Here is a 16,471-nt window from a genome sequence, read left to right on the forward strand (position 1 = left end):
TGTTGTTTCTAACCCAGAGTTACTTCCACCTTAACCTCTTTATTTTTCTGCGGCAGGATTATGTTCCTCTCATAAGGCCTGCCGTCAATGCAGACAGATTTTACTCCTCCTGATGTGTGGAGGGGGTTCATGACCTTAATATGGTAAACTGTGCCGCGGAATGTGCGCCTGATGGAAAAGCCGTCCCATTCCTCCGGTATGCATGGAGAAATTACAAGTCCCTCTTCGGTGGCTTTAATGCCCAGTATATTTTCCACAATCACCTTCTGGAGCCATGCCGCAGAACCGGTATACCACGTCCAGCCCCCTCTTCCGTAAAAAGCAGACTCAGGGCCGTCAATATTTCCGGGAGTTACGTACGGTTCAGACTGGTAGCGCTCAGGCTCCAGGGCGTTAAAGATCGGGCATATGCGTCTAAAGACCTCATAGGCTTTACCATTGCGTCCCAAAAGGCTTAAGGCCCGGATTGACCAGGCGGCAGCGTGCATATAGACCCCGCCATTTTCCCTTTTACCCTGTGCGTAGCGCGATAAGTATCCTATAAACTTGTCGGGCTTGGAATAAGCCGGGAATAAAAGAAGGGGTCCAAAATCTTTCATAAGATATTTTTCCACAGCGTCCATTGCCAAAGTCATTCTTTCTTTAGTTGTTATACCAGAAATAACAGCCCACGACTGTGCATTAAGGTAAATTTTCCCCTCACTGTTCTCCCTGCTTCCAATTTTCTCCAATGAATCTTTTGTCGCCCTGAAAAACCACTCCCCGTCCCAGGCATATTTTTCAAATGCTTTCCTTAGCCTGATTGCGCTTTTTTCATACTCCTCACTTTTTTTCTTCTTCCCGAAGTTTTTAAGAAGAGAGGAAAACCTGGTAAGTACATAATAAAGAAACTCTGCAAGCCAGATGGATTCACCTTTCCAGTCGAGGCCCACGGCGCTAAGGCCATCGTTCCAGTCCCCTGCGCCGATTAAAGGAAGCCCTCTTCTGCTCATTCTTTCCAGGACCCTGTCTATTGCCCTCATCGAATGTTCAAGCAGGCTTCGGGGATTTTTTTCCCCGCCGTAGAAAGGCTCTTTTATTTTCAGAATTGAATAATCGCCTGTTTCATTTATGTAACTTATGATTAAAAACGGGAGCCACAGGAGGTCGTCTGTCATAATTGTCTCGAGGCCTGTATCCGTAATTGGGTGCCACCAGTGAAGCACTGTGCCGTCAGGTTTCTGGTGGCGCGCGTGGTAACAGATCTGGTTTAGTGTCATTTCAGCCTTAAGGGGAAGAAAAACCAGGCTGTCCTGGAGCTGATCCCTGAAGCCAAAGGCGCCGCTCTGCTGGTAATAAGCTGTCCTGGCCCAGAGTCTTCCGGATATTGCCTGATAAGGAAGCCAAGTATTAGTCATGAGGTTCATCGCATAGTCAGGTGTATTGATTTCAAGCGGAGAGAGCATACCTTTCCAGGTCTTTTTTACGTCACTAAAAGCTTCATCTATACTTTTGTCAGTATTATATTTCTCCAGAATATTTTTAATTTCTTTTTCTTCTTCTGAGAGTCCCAGGAAGTACTGAAATCTTTCAGAGTCGCCAGTGCCCAGTGAAACCTTAATATGAAGCGATCCTATGGGGTCATATGAGCTGCCTGAGGACTGAGAAAGGCTGCCATTTGCGACCTCCAAAGGCATTTGGGTGCTGCCGTACTGCCCCAGAAACATCTCCTTATCGCATTCAAAAGACTCTGCAGTCCTGCTGGAAGAAAAGAAGGCCTTATAGGCGTATTCAGTGTTCCAGTGCCCGCGACTTTCAAGCGGGATATCCCAGAGTCTTTTTCCCGCTACAATTGCGTTAAGTTTCCTGTCGAACCTGGTTCCAATAAAAGTCCTGTGGAACTCCCTGTGGAAGTCCCCTGAAGAGCCCAGGCACCACTCAAAATAGTTATAAAATGAGAGTTCAGCCTTCCTGCCAGAGTTATTTTTTACCTTTACGTCCCAGATCTCAAGATTCTGCCCAAACGGGATAAACATTGTTAACGTAACATTGATCCCCTTATATTCAGAAGTAAAAGTTGTGTATCCCAGGCCGTGGCGGCATTCAAAAAAGCCGGGTTCAGCCTTAACCGGCATCCACGTGGGAGAGAAGACCTCGCCCGTGAGGTCGTTTTTTACATAGATGTATTTTCCCCAGTCATCCTTAATAAGGTCCTGGTGCCAGCGAGTAATTCTGTTAAATTCAGAATGGGTCTTAAAGCTGAAGCCTCCTCCGGCCTGTGAGATTACAAGTCCGTAGTCCCCGTTTGAAATTACGTTTATCCACGGCTTAGGGGTTTTGGGAGATTTAATTACATATTCATCCCCTGCGGCAGAGAACATACCGTATTTTGTTTCAAAGAGATTTTCAGTATGAGTTTTTTCCATTTTACCTCTTATTGATCTAAGGCTAAAAAATCAGAAGGGGTCAGAACCCGATTTCAACTGAGAAGCGGTGAATGGCTTTAAGCCGTCCAAAGTCTGCGTATGCATAATCCACCTTAACTGGCATCTGTTCCGTCAGGTAGTAGACAAGCCCCGCTCCTGCTGTAAGCCCTTCCTCGCTTTCTTTCTTAAAAAGCGACTTATAGCCTGCCCTTAAGAATACCCTTTCCCTGAAGCCATATTCAAAGCCTGTATTTATGCTTTCGCCGTAATCATTCGGGTGGTTGGCATCAGCGCTAAGGGTTATGCTGTTATATTCATCTTTTAAGATGTCCATTGAAATGCCGAAACGAAAGAACAAGGGAAGCGTCCAGCTATCCATTTTAAGTTCGGCAAAGATCTTATCGTTATTACCCGTAAGGGCGGGATTAAAGTCGTAGTTGACGAAATTGTCGCTTCCGTCGTATGCCATTTTGCCTCCGATGTTTGAGACGCTCATTCCCATGCGGAGGCCTTCAATGGGAGTTATATAAATCACGCCCACGTCAAGGGCAAATGCGGAGGCAGACATATGCCAAATGGACTCTCCGACATATTTGCCTGTAAAGCCTATGCTGAAGCGGTCCGTAAGGTTGAGCCCGTAGCTAAGGCCAATAGAATAGTCCGAGGCGCTGAAGAGTTCACCGGTGCCTTCGGGAAAAACCTCAGTTCTCACGTTCATATCCGCCATTGTAAGCGAGGTATAGCTTACGGCAAGTGAGTGCATATCATTAAGCTTAATTACTACGGCGGCAAAGTCGTGTCTTGTATCAGCAAGCCAGAAGTTATGCGTAAAATAAGCTTTACTTCCCTCAAGCCTGGGGATTCCGCCTGGATTCCAGTAGACGGCGCTGGCGTCGTTTGCACGGGAGACGAATGCACCTCCCATTGCAACTGCCCTGGCCCCGGCTTCAATTTTAAGGAACTGCCCGGAGGTTGTGCCGCTGAAGACCTGAGAGCGGATGAGCGTGGTAAGGCACAAAAAGAAGAGAATAACAAAAATCTTTTTCATTTTGACTTCATTTACTTAATTAGTGCAAACTTGTCTATCTTATCCGGCAGCCCCGGTGAACTGACGTGAAAAATGTAGATCCCGGGGGCAACGTCGAGCCCCTCGCTGGAAGTCAGATCCCAGCCTTCCTTGCCATTTAACTCATTAGAAGAGTGATAAAGCGTAATTACATGGTCCCCGCTAATGGTAAAGATTCTGATTTCACAGCTTTGGGGGAGATTTATAAAGTAGATTCTCCTTTCCCCCCGTCCTGAATTTGTCAGTCTCTGAGATTCCCAGCGTGCGGCGCCGACGTAAGGGTTCGGGACGACGGCAATCCTGTCAAGCTGTGCTGAAGCGAGGCTTTGGCTCACCTTCTGTGCCGTGGTTGTAAAGGTATATGTGTCACCCGACTTAAAAGGTGTTCCGATTATGAGATCTGCAACGGCGCCAGAGTCGGGTTTAACCGCTAAAGCGCCGCCGGTAGGGGCAACAAAGTCGAACTCCCAGACTTGTTTCCATGTATTATTTATCTGCTGCCATACGTTTACAACGTCCCCCGCCTCGAGCTCGCCGTACTTATAGGCCGCGGGTTTCCTGAGCTCATATCTTACTTTTGTGCCTGTGTATTTATCCCAGATCTGGAAATTTGTAGCCGCCCTGTAGCCGAAGCGCCATGAGGAGTCGGGCGCTCCCACTCTTAATTCATAGCTTGAAGGGAAGCCTTCCGAAGGGGGTTTTCCCTGGAGTATCTTTTTGCCGACTATGATCAGGTTGGATGCCTTGTTCCGCCAGCCCGATCTCTGATCTAAAAATCCCACGGTATCGTTCTGAACAAAAAGCCTGAGGCCCTGAAACAAAGGGTTTGCATCTTCACCCTGTGTGTACGGGGAGTCCTTAATTATAAGAGCTGAATCCCCGTCCTGAACCACATAGACGGAGTATGAAATAGTGTCTTTGTGTGACTTGCTGTCGAACCTTACAAGGTAGTTTTTATTTTCAACCATAAAGGGGTCTATTACTTTAGTCCACACGTTTCCCGTAGCAAAGCCCGAGGTGTGGCTAATGGTGTCTTTTAAGCCCGGCTCCTCATAGCCCAGTGCAGGTGTTCCCGGAGTAACCATAACGGTATTCTTGTCCAAGGTAACGTTACCTGCAAGGTCGCGGATTACGACTTTGGTAACTTCGGAAGGATATAGCCCGATTGAGGCATCCCCCTTATCGTAGGACACGACGGCATAAAAGTATGTCTGTCCGTTCATTACGTCATTATCCGTCCATGAATGCTGCAGCCCCTTATTGTCCCCCATATAAAGCTTTATGCCGTGGAAGTCGAGCGGAAAAAACCCCTTGACGTCGTTTTGAATGTCAAACTGTGCCGCGGGCTTAAAAAGGGACGGGTCGCCGTAGCCGTCAGTAATCACCCTTGCGTCCAGGAAACCCGGGTCCGTGCTCTTATAGATTTTATACCCCTCAAAGTCATATTTCTTAAGGAAAGAGTCGTAAGATTTTTCAGCCTTATTATCCCAGTAGAGTGTAACTTTTTTATTTCCGGCTACAGCCGTAACCTCCGGTTTATCGGGCGGGCGGGCAAAATTATAATTATTGTTGTAGATGCTCTGCACGGTATTCTTATTTCTTTGAATTGCCGGCAGGTCCTGCCCGAAGACGAGGCAAAGGGAAAATCTTTCTGTAGAGCCGGATCTTAAGATAAAGGGTCCGGAGCCGAATAAGAACGCCACGTTGCCGAAGAGGGTCTGTGTAACAAAATGGTGGTAAGACATTCTCTCCCAGATTATGTCGTCATTTCTAAAGACGACGCCGCTGCCGACATAGAATCCGTCGAATGCGGTAAGGCCGATCTGATCCGACTCATCCTTATCGGTTTTGTCCATATCAGGTTCACCGGGCTCGTTTGTATCAATAAGGCCGTAGCGGTTAACGGGTCCTGTTGGTGCGCCCGGCACCAATCCCGGCATCTGCCAGCCGGAGGTCGGTTTTCCGTCCCCTTCACCGAAGTCGCCCGTTCCGGGTATTCCGTCCAGGCCTACGTCGTCGGTCTCCGGGTTCCAGTTTTTATTATTATCAATTCCGTCTTCACGCGATTCATCCGTCATGCCGTCGTGGTCGTCATCAATTCCGTTGGTGGAGTTTCCGGGGCTTTCCAGGAAAGCGTAGGCGGCGTAGCCTGTAGGTCCCCAGCCCCCGTCGCCAATGCCGTTATAGTCCCAGCTATAGGCGATATTATTCAGTGTATCAAAGTTAGCCAGGTCGTCGTTGCTGTCATTCTGCCCGCCGACGCCGCAGTCGACGTACATCCCGAAAATTATTTTATCGTAATTGTGGGTGCCCTCATTTGTAATTTCATAGTGCCAGAAGATTAGGTCCTGAGCCAGGAGGTTGGACCACTGGAATCCCCTGACGCCCATTTTGAGCCCCAGGCCGCGCCTTGTGCGGTCAGTGGAGTCGGGGTAGTAGTCCTGCCCGTCGTCTGCCTGGTCATCCACAACAAACCAGCTTTCCTGGTCGGCGTTGGTTCTTTTGCCAAAGTACCCGTCCCAGTACCCATCCCACGAGTCATCCTTATCGGCCCATTTGGATGGCCAGGTTTTGGGCTTATCGCTCATTGCAATTTCATCCTGGTTGGTATTTACGTATCCGGGCCGCGGCTGCCAGCCGCGCTCTATTCCTGTAGGAGAGACGTCCATATTTTCTCTGTAACCCGCCTCATCAATGTGTATTGCAGTTCCGGCGGCACTATTAACTTCAGCCACAACAATGGGTGTAATTCCATCCATATAAGAGTGCCCGCTTCCCTTGGGCCAGACTCCCGAGGGCTGGCGCCCCCACCAGGCCACCTCGCCGAAGTTATAGAAAAGGGTTTCAACATTGTTCCCGTTATGAATTCCTTCCTTCCTGTATTTCCTGTTTCCGCGCATATCCATGGGAACGTGGATTTGTGCAATGGTTTCGGCACAAATTGGAAGAAAGAGCAGAAAAATAAAAAAGGCTTTACTCGTCTTCATTTTAAATCCGCATTAAAAATTGAAGTTATAATTAAGTCCCAGGACAATTCTCCTGGGTTCCGAGTAATAGTCCGGTCTGGTTAAAAACTCACTCAGGGTGTTAACCCCCTGGTCCTGAGGAGTGTACTGGCTTACTAGTGAATAGCCCGCGCGCCCGGTATCCCGGAAGACGTTTGTTTCATTTCTTGAATCAAAAAGGTTATAGACTTTAAGGTAAAGCGAAACGCTGTTTTTTTCTGAAACTATCAGGTCTTTGTTCAGCTGAAGGTCGACATTAATCTTATTCGGCATTCGGGAAGAGTTCTCAAAGCTGGTCTCCAGGTTCTGGTATTCAGGAGTAAACGGGAATCCGCTTTCATACTTTGCAATTATCCCGAGGTTAAAATTATTCGGGACTATATAGAACAGTGAAAGGTTGACCGTATGGGTCTGGTCCCAGTCCAGGGGAATCACCTGAATATTTGGCTTTTTATTTTTCTGCATCTTATTAAATGCGTCATTTGGATCTGAGGCATTGCCCTGAGCGCTCTGGAATGTATAGTCGAGCGAGACCGAGACGTTATCCGAAGCCGTTGGTCTTTTATAAAGCGAGATTGTGATGCCTTTTGTCTGTCCGTAGTCGCGGTTTGCGTAAACGGCATACCTGTCGCCCCCGATATAGGTATCATGAATTTCCGTTCCAAGTAGGTTTGTCATATCCTTAAAGTAGCCGATTACTTCAAGTCCCAGCGTATTAAAAAATGAATAATGGAGCCCCACTTCATAGGCTACAGTTGACTGGGCCTTCAGGTTTGCATTACCCATAAGCGTATAAAGCCCTCCCGGCGCGACCCTGAAGTTAGGGTTAGCGTAGAGAAATTCCAGCGGGGGGATCTGGAAAAAGTGCCCGTAGCTGAAGTGTATTGTGCCGTCGGCAGATATGGGGAATGCAATACCTATTCTTGGGCTAAACTGGTTCTGAGCCTTTGTCCGGACTTTGGGGCTGTTTTCAGGGTCCCTTGGGTCTGTGGGGATGAGCCCTTTGGAATTAAAGTAGTCGTATCTTATTCCGGCATTTATAATAATGCTTTCGTATTCAATTTTATCCTGGAGGTAGAAAGCCATGCTGAAGGGCCTGTAGGAAAAATAGCCTTCATTAAAGAACTGGTTTACGTCAAAGATTAAGACCGTATCCCTGTACTTTGCAGTCTGGTTATCGAGGTTAATTTTGTTGAATCTGAGTTCGAAACCTGTTTTGGCCTCGTTATATCGGTTCACCTGGCTTTCCAGGTCCCCTTTTATAATATTTGTAGTTGTACCCCTTTTATAATGGACCATTTTGGTCCCGCCCGTATAGAAAGCATAACCTGTCATCTGCTGCAGGAGCTGGGGGTTTGCATAGCGCGGATCATTTATATCCGGATAAACGTAGGCTTTGCTTTCAGAATATCTTAATGAATGCTTAAGAGTAGCATAGGTGCTTGGAGTAAAAACATAAGTAAGCGTAACAATATTATTGTACGTCCTGCCGTAGTTTTTCGGCAGCCCGTCCGGGTCGTACTTATAAAGGTGGTCATAATACTGATGTGTTGAATCGTCAAACAAAAACAGGTCCGAAAACTTCAGCGGGTTAAGGATATTAAAGCTGAGTTTTCCCTGAAGGTTATAATCAAGGTTTCCGTTAAGGGGGATGAGCTTATTATCTCCCGTAGCATTAATATAGAACACGTTCCCCTTTTCAAAGGAACTGTCCTTAGGGTTAAACCTTCTTATTCCGTAGATCCACCCCTGGTTTTCATAGCGTCTGAAGGCCAGGTAATAGCTCACTTTTTGGCTGAAAATTTCTATCGGACCGCTAAGGTTTGCTTTAATGTCGTTTATCTGAAGGGGATGGAACTTATTGAGTCCGGGGTAGATATTGCGGGCTCCTGTAAGATAGTCGCCAGAGGAGATATTAAGGTTCCCTTCAAACTTGTCGCTTCCCTGTTTGGTAATTACGTCCACAATACCCGACATTGCCTGTCCGTATTCGGCATTAAAGACGCCGCTTATCACTTTGACCTCTTCTATAGCCTGAACGTCGACGCCGAAGGCCTGTTCCCCGGCAAAATTATCTGTAACGGGGATTCCGTCGATGAGGTAGCCCACCTCGGAGGTTCTGCCTCCTCTTATATGTATTCCCCCGTTAGCATCTGTAATTACGCCTGCTTTGAGCTGCAGGACATCCTTAAGGTTTTCAACCGGGAGATTTTTAATTTCTTCTGATCCTACCGAGAGTTCACTTGAAGTAATATCCTTTTGTATGACGGGCCTTTCTGCCGTAATTACAACTTCCTGAGCCAGGACTGCTGAGGTTTCCTCAAGCTGTATATCGATAGTAGTTGTTTTGTCCGCCGAGACGCCGACACTTTCAACCTTTACAGTCCTGTATCCTGTCATTGAGGCCATTAGGGTATACCTGCCCGGAGGGACATTAAGAAGAACGTAGTAGCCGTTTATATCGGTAGCCGTTCCGTACTTTTTATCTTCGGTGTAAACGTTGACTCCCATTAAGGGTTCGCCCGTTTTCTTATCTTTAAGCGTACCCGTAATCTTCCCGGTCTGTCCGGCATAAAATGTTTCCGAGGCCAGGAACAAAAGTAAAGGAAGGATTACCTTCAGAACTCTGTAAAGTTTCATCATACCGGCCTTTTTGGTTTAATTAACGCCAAGTGCATTTTCAAAAGAAGACAGATTACATTTCAGAGAGTGCATTATAATTTACAGAACCATTCAGAGGGGCAGAGCCTTAGGGCCCTGCCCCTGCGAAATATAGTAAGCCTTAGAGGCTATCTAATCAGCATCATCTTTTTAGCCTGAACAAAGCCGTTTGCATTTATCTGGTAGAAATAGAGTCCGCTTGAGAGCCTGGAGGCATCAAACTGCACGGTGTGCACGCCGGCCTTCACCTCAGAATCCACCAGGAGGGCAACTTCACGGCCGATAACGTCAAAGACTTTCAGAGTAACCGTGGCGTCAACAGGGATTGAATACCTGATTGTAGTTGACGGGTTAAAAGGATTAGGATAGTTCTGCAGGAGCGCATAAACTTTGGGTCCGATGCTGTTATTCTGAACCCCGGCCGTCTGTCCTTTCAGCACCACGCTGCGGTACATATAGAACTTTTCAAAAGTATTATCCACCCACTGACTACCCCACCAGTGCGGGGCATAGTCGGAGGTATCCTTTGAATATGCCACCTTGTCGGAGTACTGCATATCCCACATGCATATACTTAGCATAACCGTGTCGCCCTCGGCGTAACCGAACATATCGGTATGGATAACGGTTTCAAGAGAGTAGCCTTTATCGGGTCCTCCTGTTTCAGAATCTGTAATTGTACCTACAGGTTCAAATGACACTCCTTCAGCTCCGCCGTTTGGGACGGTCGTACTGGTTTGGAATTCCGTATGGGCACCGATACTGTCTTTGAAGTACATGTTTTTTATTTCCATTCTTCCCGCAGGGGCCGGGATTTCTCCCTTATTAGTCATCCAGAGGAACATGCCGTCAGCTTCCCAGCCTGGGGACCATCTGGTTACGGACTTGTCGTCGGAGGTGACGCCCACGTAAAGGTCCGTTCCATTATGGGCAAATTTAACAACAGAAGTTGTCTTAGGCCTGTAGACATTGTTTGTATCGGACCACTGCATATAGAAGCCGCCCGTAGAGGAATTGCTCCCTTCGGCAATTACAACTGAATCGGCCATTGCCCAGAACGCCTCGTCCAGCTTTCCGTCCAGCGTTATTGCGGTTTCAGTCTTAACTGCGTCTTTAAGAGGCGGGTCCGAGAGCCTTAAGATCCTCCACTCCTTGGGGTCGTTGCCTCCCATGCCTACACCCCACTCGCTTCCCCACCAGCTCTTAAAGTATGTGCCGGTAGTAACGCTGTCTGTAAATCCGTTCGGGTCGAAGATGTTGACAAGAACAAGTATGTCGCCATAAGGGTCCTTGTATCCGAGGGAATCCAGGTGGATAACCATTTCAGCCGTGTAGCCCGAATCCGGGGGACTGATCTGGTTTACGATTCCCTTAGCAATACCTGCTCCCTGTGCTGAGTTAGGATACGATGCCGGGGTTTCAACGTGTATTGAATCCTTTTTGCCGGGGAGGTTATAGTAGAGCTTGTATTCCTGGCTGGCGCCTTTTGTGTCCTTGATCTTCATAAACAGGCCGTCGCCTTCCCAGCCTGTTGTTCTTCTTGATATGGAGTTATCGTTTGATTTCAGGGAGATATAAAGGTCGAGTCCCCTGTGGAGGAATTTCACCTGGCAGAAAGTAGTATCGATATACCCCGTGTCTACGATAGCGCTTCCTGTTACTGTATATTCGACGTCACCCGGCTTGGCGTTCCTTCCGAAAACGAGATAGTCGAACCTCCTCTGCCAGTCCGTTTCATCCAGTTTGCCGTCGATTATGAGGGGTTTTTCTGCCGTAACGACCTGCAGGTACTGTGGATCTTTATGCCCTTTCTGGGCATAAGAATTCTGGTATGCTGCCAAAAGACACACTGCGAGCAGCACTAAAGATAGAAAGGTCTTCTTCATAGGCCTACTCCTTTTGTATAGATTGTTAATTTGTTTAGAACAGCAGAACTATTTTAAAATTTCTTCCAGTCATGAAATTTGCAGGACTTACCGACCACAACGCCGGTAGATATTTTAATATGTGTTCTTTTAACGGGGTCTTCCTGATTTCTTTTTGTTTCTTTTATTCTTTGAATCAGGAGAATTGCAGAGGTTCTTCCCAGTTCCTGAATGGGGACGTGGACAGTAGTAAGTCTGGGAGACAGGAATTGGCTGACAAAAACGTCGTCGTAGCCCGCAATGCCAATGTCATCCGGGATTCTGAGGCCGAAGGACTCAATGGCCTTATAGCACCCGATTGCAGACATATCGTTTGCGGCAAAGATGGCCTCGGGTTTATCCGGAAGGCTAAGGAGCCTCAGGCAGGCATTCTCGCCGCTTTTAACCGTAAAATCGCCGTTAATTATCCAGTTCTCGTTTACAGTCAGGCCGTTCTCTTTAAGCGCACTTAAGTAGCCGTTTTTCCTTTCAACAGCGTCATTATTTAAGGAGGGTCCTGTAATGTGGGCAATTTTTCTGTAGCCCAATGTTCTTACAAGGTAGTCTGTAATTGAATAAGCCCCCTGGAAATTGTCTATACCGACAGAGTCATATTGATCCAGTTCACTTTTTCCGTTTATTATCACGACCGGTATTTCGCACCTGAAGAGTGCCTCTTTAAGGCGTTCGGTTAAAGAAGGGGCCATGATTACAATTCCGTCGACCACTCCCCTTGCCGAGAAGCTGATTATAGATTCAATGATTGTGCGTTCCTTGTGTGTATCTGCAATCATTGTGTTATAGGACGAGGCGCAGGCCACCTCGTCAATTCCGCGGATAAACTCGGTAAAGAATCCGTCTACAGCCTCAGGAAGGACGATTCCTATAATATTGGTTTTCTTTTTTACAAAATTCCGGGCAAGAATATTCGGTTTGTATTCTAGCTGGCTGGCAAGGTTAAGTATCAGGTCACGGGTTTCTGGTCTAACCTTAGGGTCATTGTTAAGCGCCCGGGAGACTGTTGCCGTAGAGACCCTGGCACGTCCGGCCAATTCCTTGATAGTAACTGTCATTACTGTCGCGCCCCATGTAAACGTTTACACGCCTATTGAAGGCTACTAAATGGAGCGGTTACTAACAATGTATTTTTATGTGCCCCAATGAGAAATTCAGCGCTTAAAATTCCATAATTACTTCTGAAGGCAACTGGTTTTATTATTGTGTTTATTCCGGGTATGCCTGAATTTTTATAAGGGGAGAAAAAGTACAAAGACAATATTGCCTACAAAATATGTATACGTTTACATTTGCTTTTAAGCAAGTTAATTAAATCTCCCGCAATAGAAATAACCATTTTGGGGAAGGCACAATCACCCCTTTATGCTTCCTGACATAATTCCTTTAATATAATGCTTCTGCAGAGCAAGGAATACGGCAAGGACAGGAATAATAGTAATTACAGAACCCGCCATCATGAGTTCGGGATCTTTTGAATGTTCCCTCATAAGGCTTGAAAGCGCAACAGGAAGTGTGTACATACTGCTGTCGGTAAGAGCTATAAGGGGCCATAGGAAATCGTTCCACGTGCCCATGAATGTAAAGATTGTAAGGGTTACAAGAACAGGTTTTGCAAGAGGAAGTATTATCCTGGAATAAATCTGGAAATCGCCCGCCCCGTCAATTCTTGCGGATTCAATTAAGCTGTCAGGAATTGAAAGAGCATACTGCCTGATCAGGAATATACCGAAAATGTTTGCCATGCCGGGAATAAGGATTGCCATGTAGGTATTTATTAGTCCCATGTACTTAAGCATGAGGAATAACGGCAGCATTGTAACCTGGGATGGAATGATCATTGAGCTTAAAAGCAGGTTAAAGAGTTTATTTTTCCCTCTGAAGCGGTACTTTGCAAAGGCGTAGCCCGCCATGGAATTAAAAATAAGGGAGACGCCTGTGACCAGGAGGCTTACAAAAATGCTGTTAAAGAGATTCTGTGCAACGCTTAGCCTGGAGAAAAGGCTTTCATACTGCACGGTTGTAAAGGTGTCCGGAATAAACCTCGGGGGATAGACGCTTGCATGGCCGTCTGCCATAAGTGAGGCGGAAATCATCCAGATAAAAGGCATGACCGTAAGCAGTGACGTTATTACGAGGAATAAGTGCAGTATTGTTTTCTTTGCCGGCATGCTATTCTACATCCTTCTGGAACCTTAGCTGCAGTAATGCCGCAGCAAAAATTATAAAGAAAAGGACAAAGGCCAGTGCGGCAGAGTATCCCATATTCCACCACCTGAAGCCTTCCTCATACATATACTGGACAATGCTTAAAGTCCTGTTGAGCGGTCCACCCTGCGTCATCACATACGGCTCGGCAAAAAGCTGGAAATATCCTATCATGGTAATGATGCCCACAAATATTGTTGTGGGGGCCAGCATAGGAAGAGTAATGCTTTTGAACCTGTGCCACCAGCCCGCGCCTTCAAGCACTGCAGCCTCATAGAGGTATTCCGGAATATTCTGGAGCCCCGCAATAAAAATGATCATATTGTAGCCGAAGTTTTTCCAGACTGCCATGAGAATAATTGCAGGCATAGCCCAATCGGGGTCACCAAGCCAGTCAATGGGGTTTACGCTCAGAAATCCAAGGAGGTAGTTAAGAATGCCGAAGCGTGGGTGGTAAATAAATCGCCAGACCACTGCAACGGCAACAAGCGTTGTAACTACAGGTATAAAATAAAAAAGGCGGAAGAGACCTTTTAGCCTGACCATGGGTGAGTTTAAGAGCATTGCGGCACCTAAGGAGACCGCAATTGAAAGAGGGCCTGCGCCAATTACAAAATAAAATGTATTCTTAAGCGCCCTGTAGAACAAGGGGTCATTAAAAATCCTGAGATAATTCTTCAGGGCAATAAACCTGAGGTTTGAGAAGCTGCTTAAGGCGTAGATATCAAAATCCGTAAAGCTGATTATGAATGCCGCGGCAACGGGGATAAAGAAAAAAACAGCTATTGCCAGCATCGCAGGAGCCAGGAATAGATAAGCCGCGGGGATCTTAACTGAAAATGGCGCTTTCGAATGGAGATCCCGGCTCCCAGCTTTTTCTTTAGCTTCATGCTTCTTTTTGTCAACAGTGTATTTTCTGCTTCTTACCTGCTCAGGAGCCATCTTCTTTTCTCCAGTATATTATCCACGTCATGGTCCAGGGCCTTAAGTGCCTGACTTTCAGGCATAACGTTCCGGGCGGCAAGTTCGGCATACTGCTGAACCTTTGAAAATACTATTTCTTCCCACTCGGGGACTTTGGGTGTAGCCACCACGTTCTGAAACTGAATGAAAAAAGCCTTCATGTATTTATTGCCTGTAATGGAAGAGTCATGCCAGGCTTCTTTAAGTGCCGGAAGGTCATTTATTTCCTTATAGAACCGGAGCTGAACCTGTGTGGAAGAAAGGTATTCAAAGAATTTCCATACCTCTTTTTTATGAGGGCTTTCCTTAAAGATTACAAGGCTGGAGCCCCCGGCAAGCGACAAACCCGGTTTATTTCCCGTTGGAGAAGGAAGTGCCGCCGTCATCCACTTGTCCTTTAAGGGCCCGGTCATCCACTTTTCAAATTCCCTTATATTCCAGGGGCCCGAGATATACATGGCAAAGTACCCGTCGCGGAATGCCTGATATACGTTTGTCACCTGAGAGATGCCCACAGGAGAAAGCCCCTCTTTGTGAAATTTTATCAGGTACTCAAAGGCTTCCCTGAATTTTATATTGCTGAAGTCGCCATAGCGCCCGTTGTCTTTAAGTATATCGCTCCCGTTCTGGAGGCCGAAAATTATAAAAGGCGCCCACTCGTTGCTTGTAGGCAGGTAAATGGCAAATCTTCCGGATTCTCCGGCAAGGGCTTTTATCTTTTTGGATACGTCGTAGAGCTCGGCCCAGGTTTTGGGCGGATTTTTGTAGCCCGCCAGGGCTAAAATATCTGTCCTGTAGAAAAGGAGCCTGGTATCGATATACCAGGGAATGCCGAAGGTACTTCCTCTAAGCACGTTGGTATCCCATATGCCGGGAAAGTATTTATCCTTCTGAATTACATTGGAAGATTTAATCCATTTGTCCAGGTTTTCCAGTGAGTTTAAGGCTTCGAACTGTGGAACCCAGGTATTGCCAAGCTGGCAGCCGTCAGGTGTATTTCCGCTTGCGTATGCTGTTATCAGTTTTTCCTGAGCAGTTGTCCATGGGATCATCTGAATTTTGACGTGAATTCCGGGGTTCAGGTTTTCAAAAGCCGGAACGAGCTTCTGCACGGTTTCCCCTTCGGCCCCCATGGCCCAGAAAGTAATTGTTACTTTTCTTTCGGCCTGCTGCCTGCAGGACATAGACAAAAAGGAAAGGCAGATCAGAAGGATTTTAACTGTAAACTTCACTTCTCCCAGCTCCGATGAAGGTTTCTAAAGCGGAATTTGATTTGTACAGTTACTTAGTTTCTGATATATAATTATTTTTGTGCTCAGGTGCAATCGGAATACTTGCATTTGGAGAGTCTTAAATATTATATTTGGCAATCAGCTCTTGCATGCACCGTTCTTTTATTCAATGGTTGTCATTTTTTCATAAATAAACCTGGGCCAGATATGAAACTATTTACTGCCGCAGTATTTGCCTCCCTGATCTTTGCCGGGTGCGGGGGCGGTTCTAAATTTGTATTAAGTCAAAATTATAATAATACCGATTTTACTGACAAGGTCCTCTTAATTGCACCTATAAGCAAGGATGCAATAAAAATTGTAAACAAGGATGATGCGAAAGATGATTTCCCCAATGACAAACGGGAACCGGAAGTTATAATTGAAGAGCTGGCATATAAAAACATTATGGACTACGCCGGTGCAAATTTAACAGGGGTTAAAATCTACAAAACGCAACTGGACTCCAGTATTTTCATTTCCCAGTACGATAAGCTGAAATATTTCAGGCTTTATGAGCCTCTGAATAACAATGAAGTGCTCCCGTTTTTTTATATACCCCAAAAAGAAGTCTTATATTCCCGCAATATAAAACCGGATCTGATTCTGGTTATGAACAGGCTTAAAATTGAAAGAAAGAAGCGATCATTATTAAGTATATTCAAGGGGGCCAAGGATTCGGAAACTCTGAATGCAGAATTTGAATACATTCTTTATGATTACAATAAAAAAGAAGTTGTTGCAATCGGGGAAGCCACTATAGATGCTCCCTTTTCGCTCAATGTGACCTTGGCAACCTGGGAAGAAATTACAAAGAAAATTGCCCCTGAGTTTTTCAGGGAAATGCCTTTCCGGATTTCAAAGCCGCAATAAAACTGACAGATTATAAAACTACTTATAACTTTGCAAAAGCTCAGGATAACAAAGCCTGAGCTTTTTAGTTTTAAATAGTCCTCCTTTGAATTTCATTGAA

Annotated in this window: 10 protein-coding genes; 1 reads left to right on the forward strand and 9 read right to left on the reverse strand. The window is 46.2% G+C overall.

All coding sequences use genetic code 11. The annotated features are described in order from the left end of the window. Positions 1-8 precede the first annotated feature (8 nt). From HF312_00720 to HF312_00760, 9 genes are all read right to left on the reverse strand, one after another. Positions 9-2,405 (reverse strand): glycosyl transferase family 36, encoded by a 2,397-nt coding sequence (locus tag HF312_00720; GenBank protein MCU7518703.1) that lies wholly within the window; start codon positions 2,403-2,405, stop codon positions 9-11. Positions 2,406-2,445: 40 nt separating this feature from the next. Further along, entirely contained in the window at positions 2,446-3,453 is a 1,008-nt protein-coding gene (locus tag HF312_00725) for a PorV/PorQ family protein (GenBank protein MCU7518704.1), read from the reverse strand. An 11-nt stretch (positions 3,454-3,464) separates the two neighbouring features. Continuing rightward, positions 3,465-6,458, reverse strand: coding sequence for a hypothetical protein (locus HF312_00730; protein MCU7518705.1), 2,994 nt, complete (start codon positions 6,456-6,458; stop codon positions 3,465-3,467). A gap of 12 nt (positions 6,459-6,470) precedes the next feature. After that, on the reverse strand, positions 6,471-9,119 hold the full coding sequence (locus HF312_00735; GenBank protein MCU7518706.1) for a TonB-dependent receptor: 2,649 nt from the start codon (positions 9,117-9,119) through the stop codon (positions 6,471-6,473). Between the two features lie 146 nt (positions 9,120-9,265). Continuing rightward, positions 9,266-11,023: a T9SS type A sorting domain-containing protein gene (locus HF312_00740; GenBank protein MCU7518707.1), complete on the reverse strand. Its 1,758-nt coding sequence runs from the start codon at positions 11,021-11,023 to the stop codon at positions 9,266-9,268. A gap of 53 nt (positions 11,024-11,076) precedes the next feature. Then, the gene (locus HF312_00745) at positions 11,077-12,114 is read right to left on the reverse strand and encodes a LacI family transcriptional regulator (protein MCU7518708.1); all 1,038 of its coding nucleotides are present in this window, start codon (positions 12,112-12,114) and stop codon (positions 11,077-11,079) included. A gap of 297 nt (positions 12,115-12,411) precedes the next feature. Then, complete coding sequence (locus HF312_00750) at positions 12,412-13,227, reverse strand: carbohydrate ABC transporter permease (protein ID MCU7518709.1); 816 nt, start codon at positions 13,225-13,227, stop codon at positions 12,412-12,414. A gap of 1 nt (position 13,228) precedes the next feature. Then, the gene (locus HF312_00755; protein ID MCU7518710.1) at positions 13,229-14,206 is read right to left on the reverse strand and encodes a sugar ABC transporter permease; all 978 of its coding nucleotides are present in this window, start codon (positions 14,204-14,206) and stop codon (positions 13,229-13,231) included. Then, entirely contained in the window at positions 14,188-15,459 is a 1,272-nt protein-coding gene (locus tag HF312_00760) for a sugar ABC transporter substrate-binding protein (protein MCU7518711.1), read from the reverse strand. The genes HF312_00755 and HF312_00760 overlap by 19 nt, the downstream gene beginning before the upstream one ends. A 207-nt stretch (positions 15,460-15,666) precedes the next feature. Here HF312_00760 and HF312_00765 point away from each other — a divergent pair, with 207 nt between their 5' ends. Next, positions 15,667-16,371, forward strand: coding sequence for a hypothetical protein (locus tag HF312_00765; GenBank protein ID MCU7518712.1), 705 nt, complete (start codon positions 15,667-15,669; stop codon positions 16,369-16,371). Positions 16,372-16,471: the final 100 nt, after the last annotated feature.

Source organism: Ignavibacteria bacterium, assembly GCA_025612375.1.
Taxonomy (GTDB): domain Bacteria; phylum Bacteroidota; class Ignavibacteria; order Ignavibacteriales; family SURF-24; genus JAAXKN01.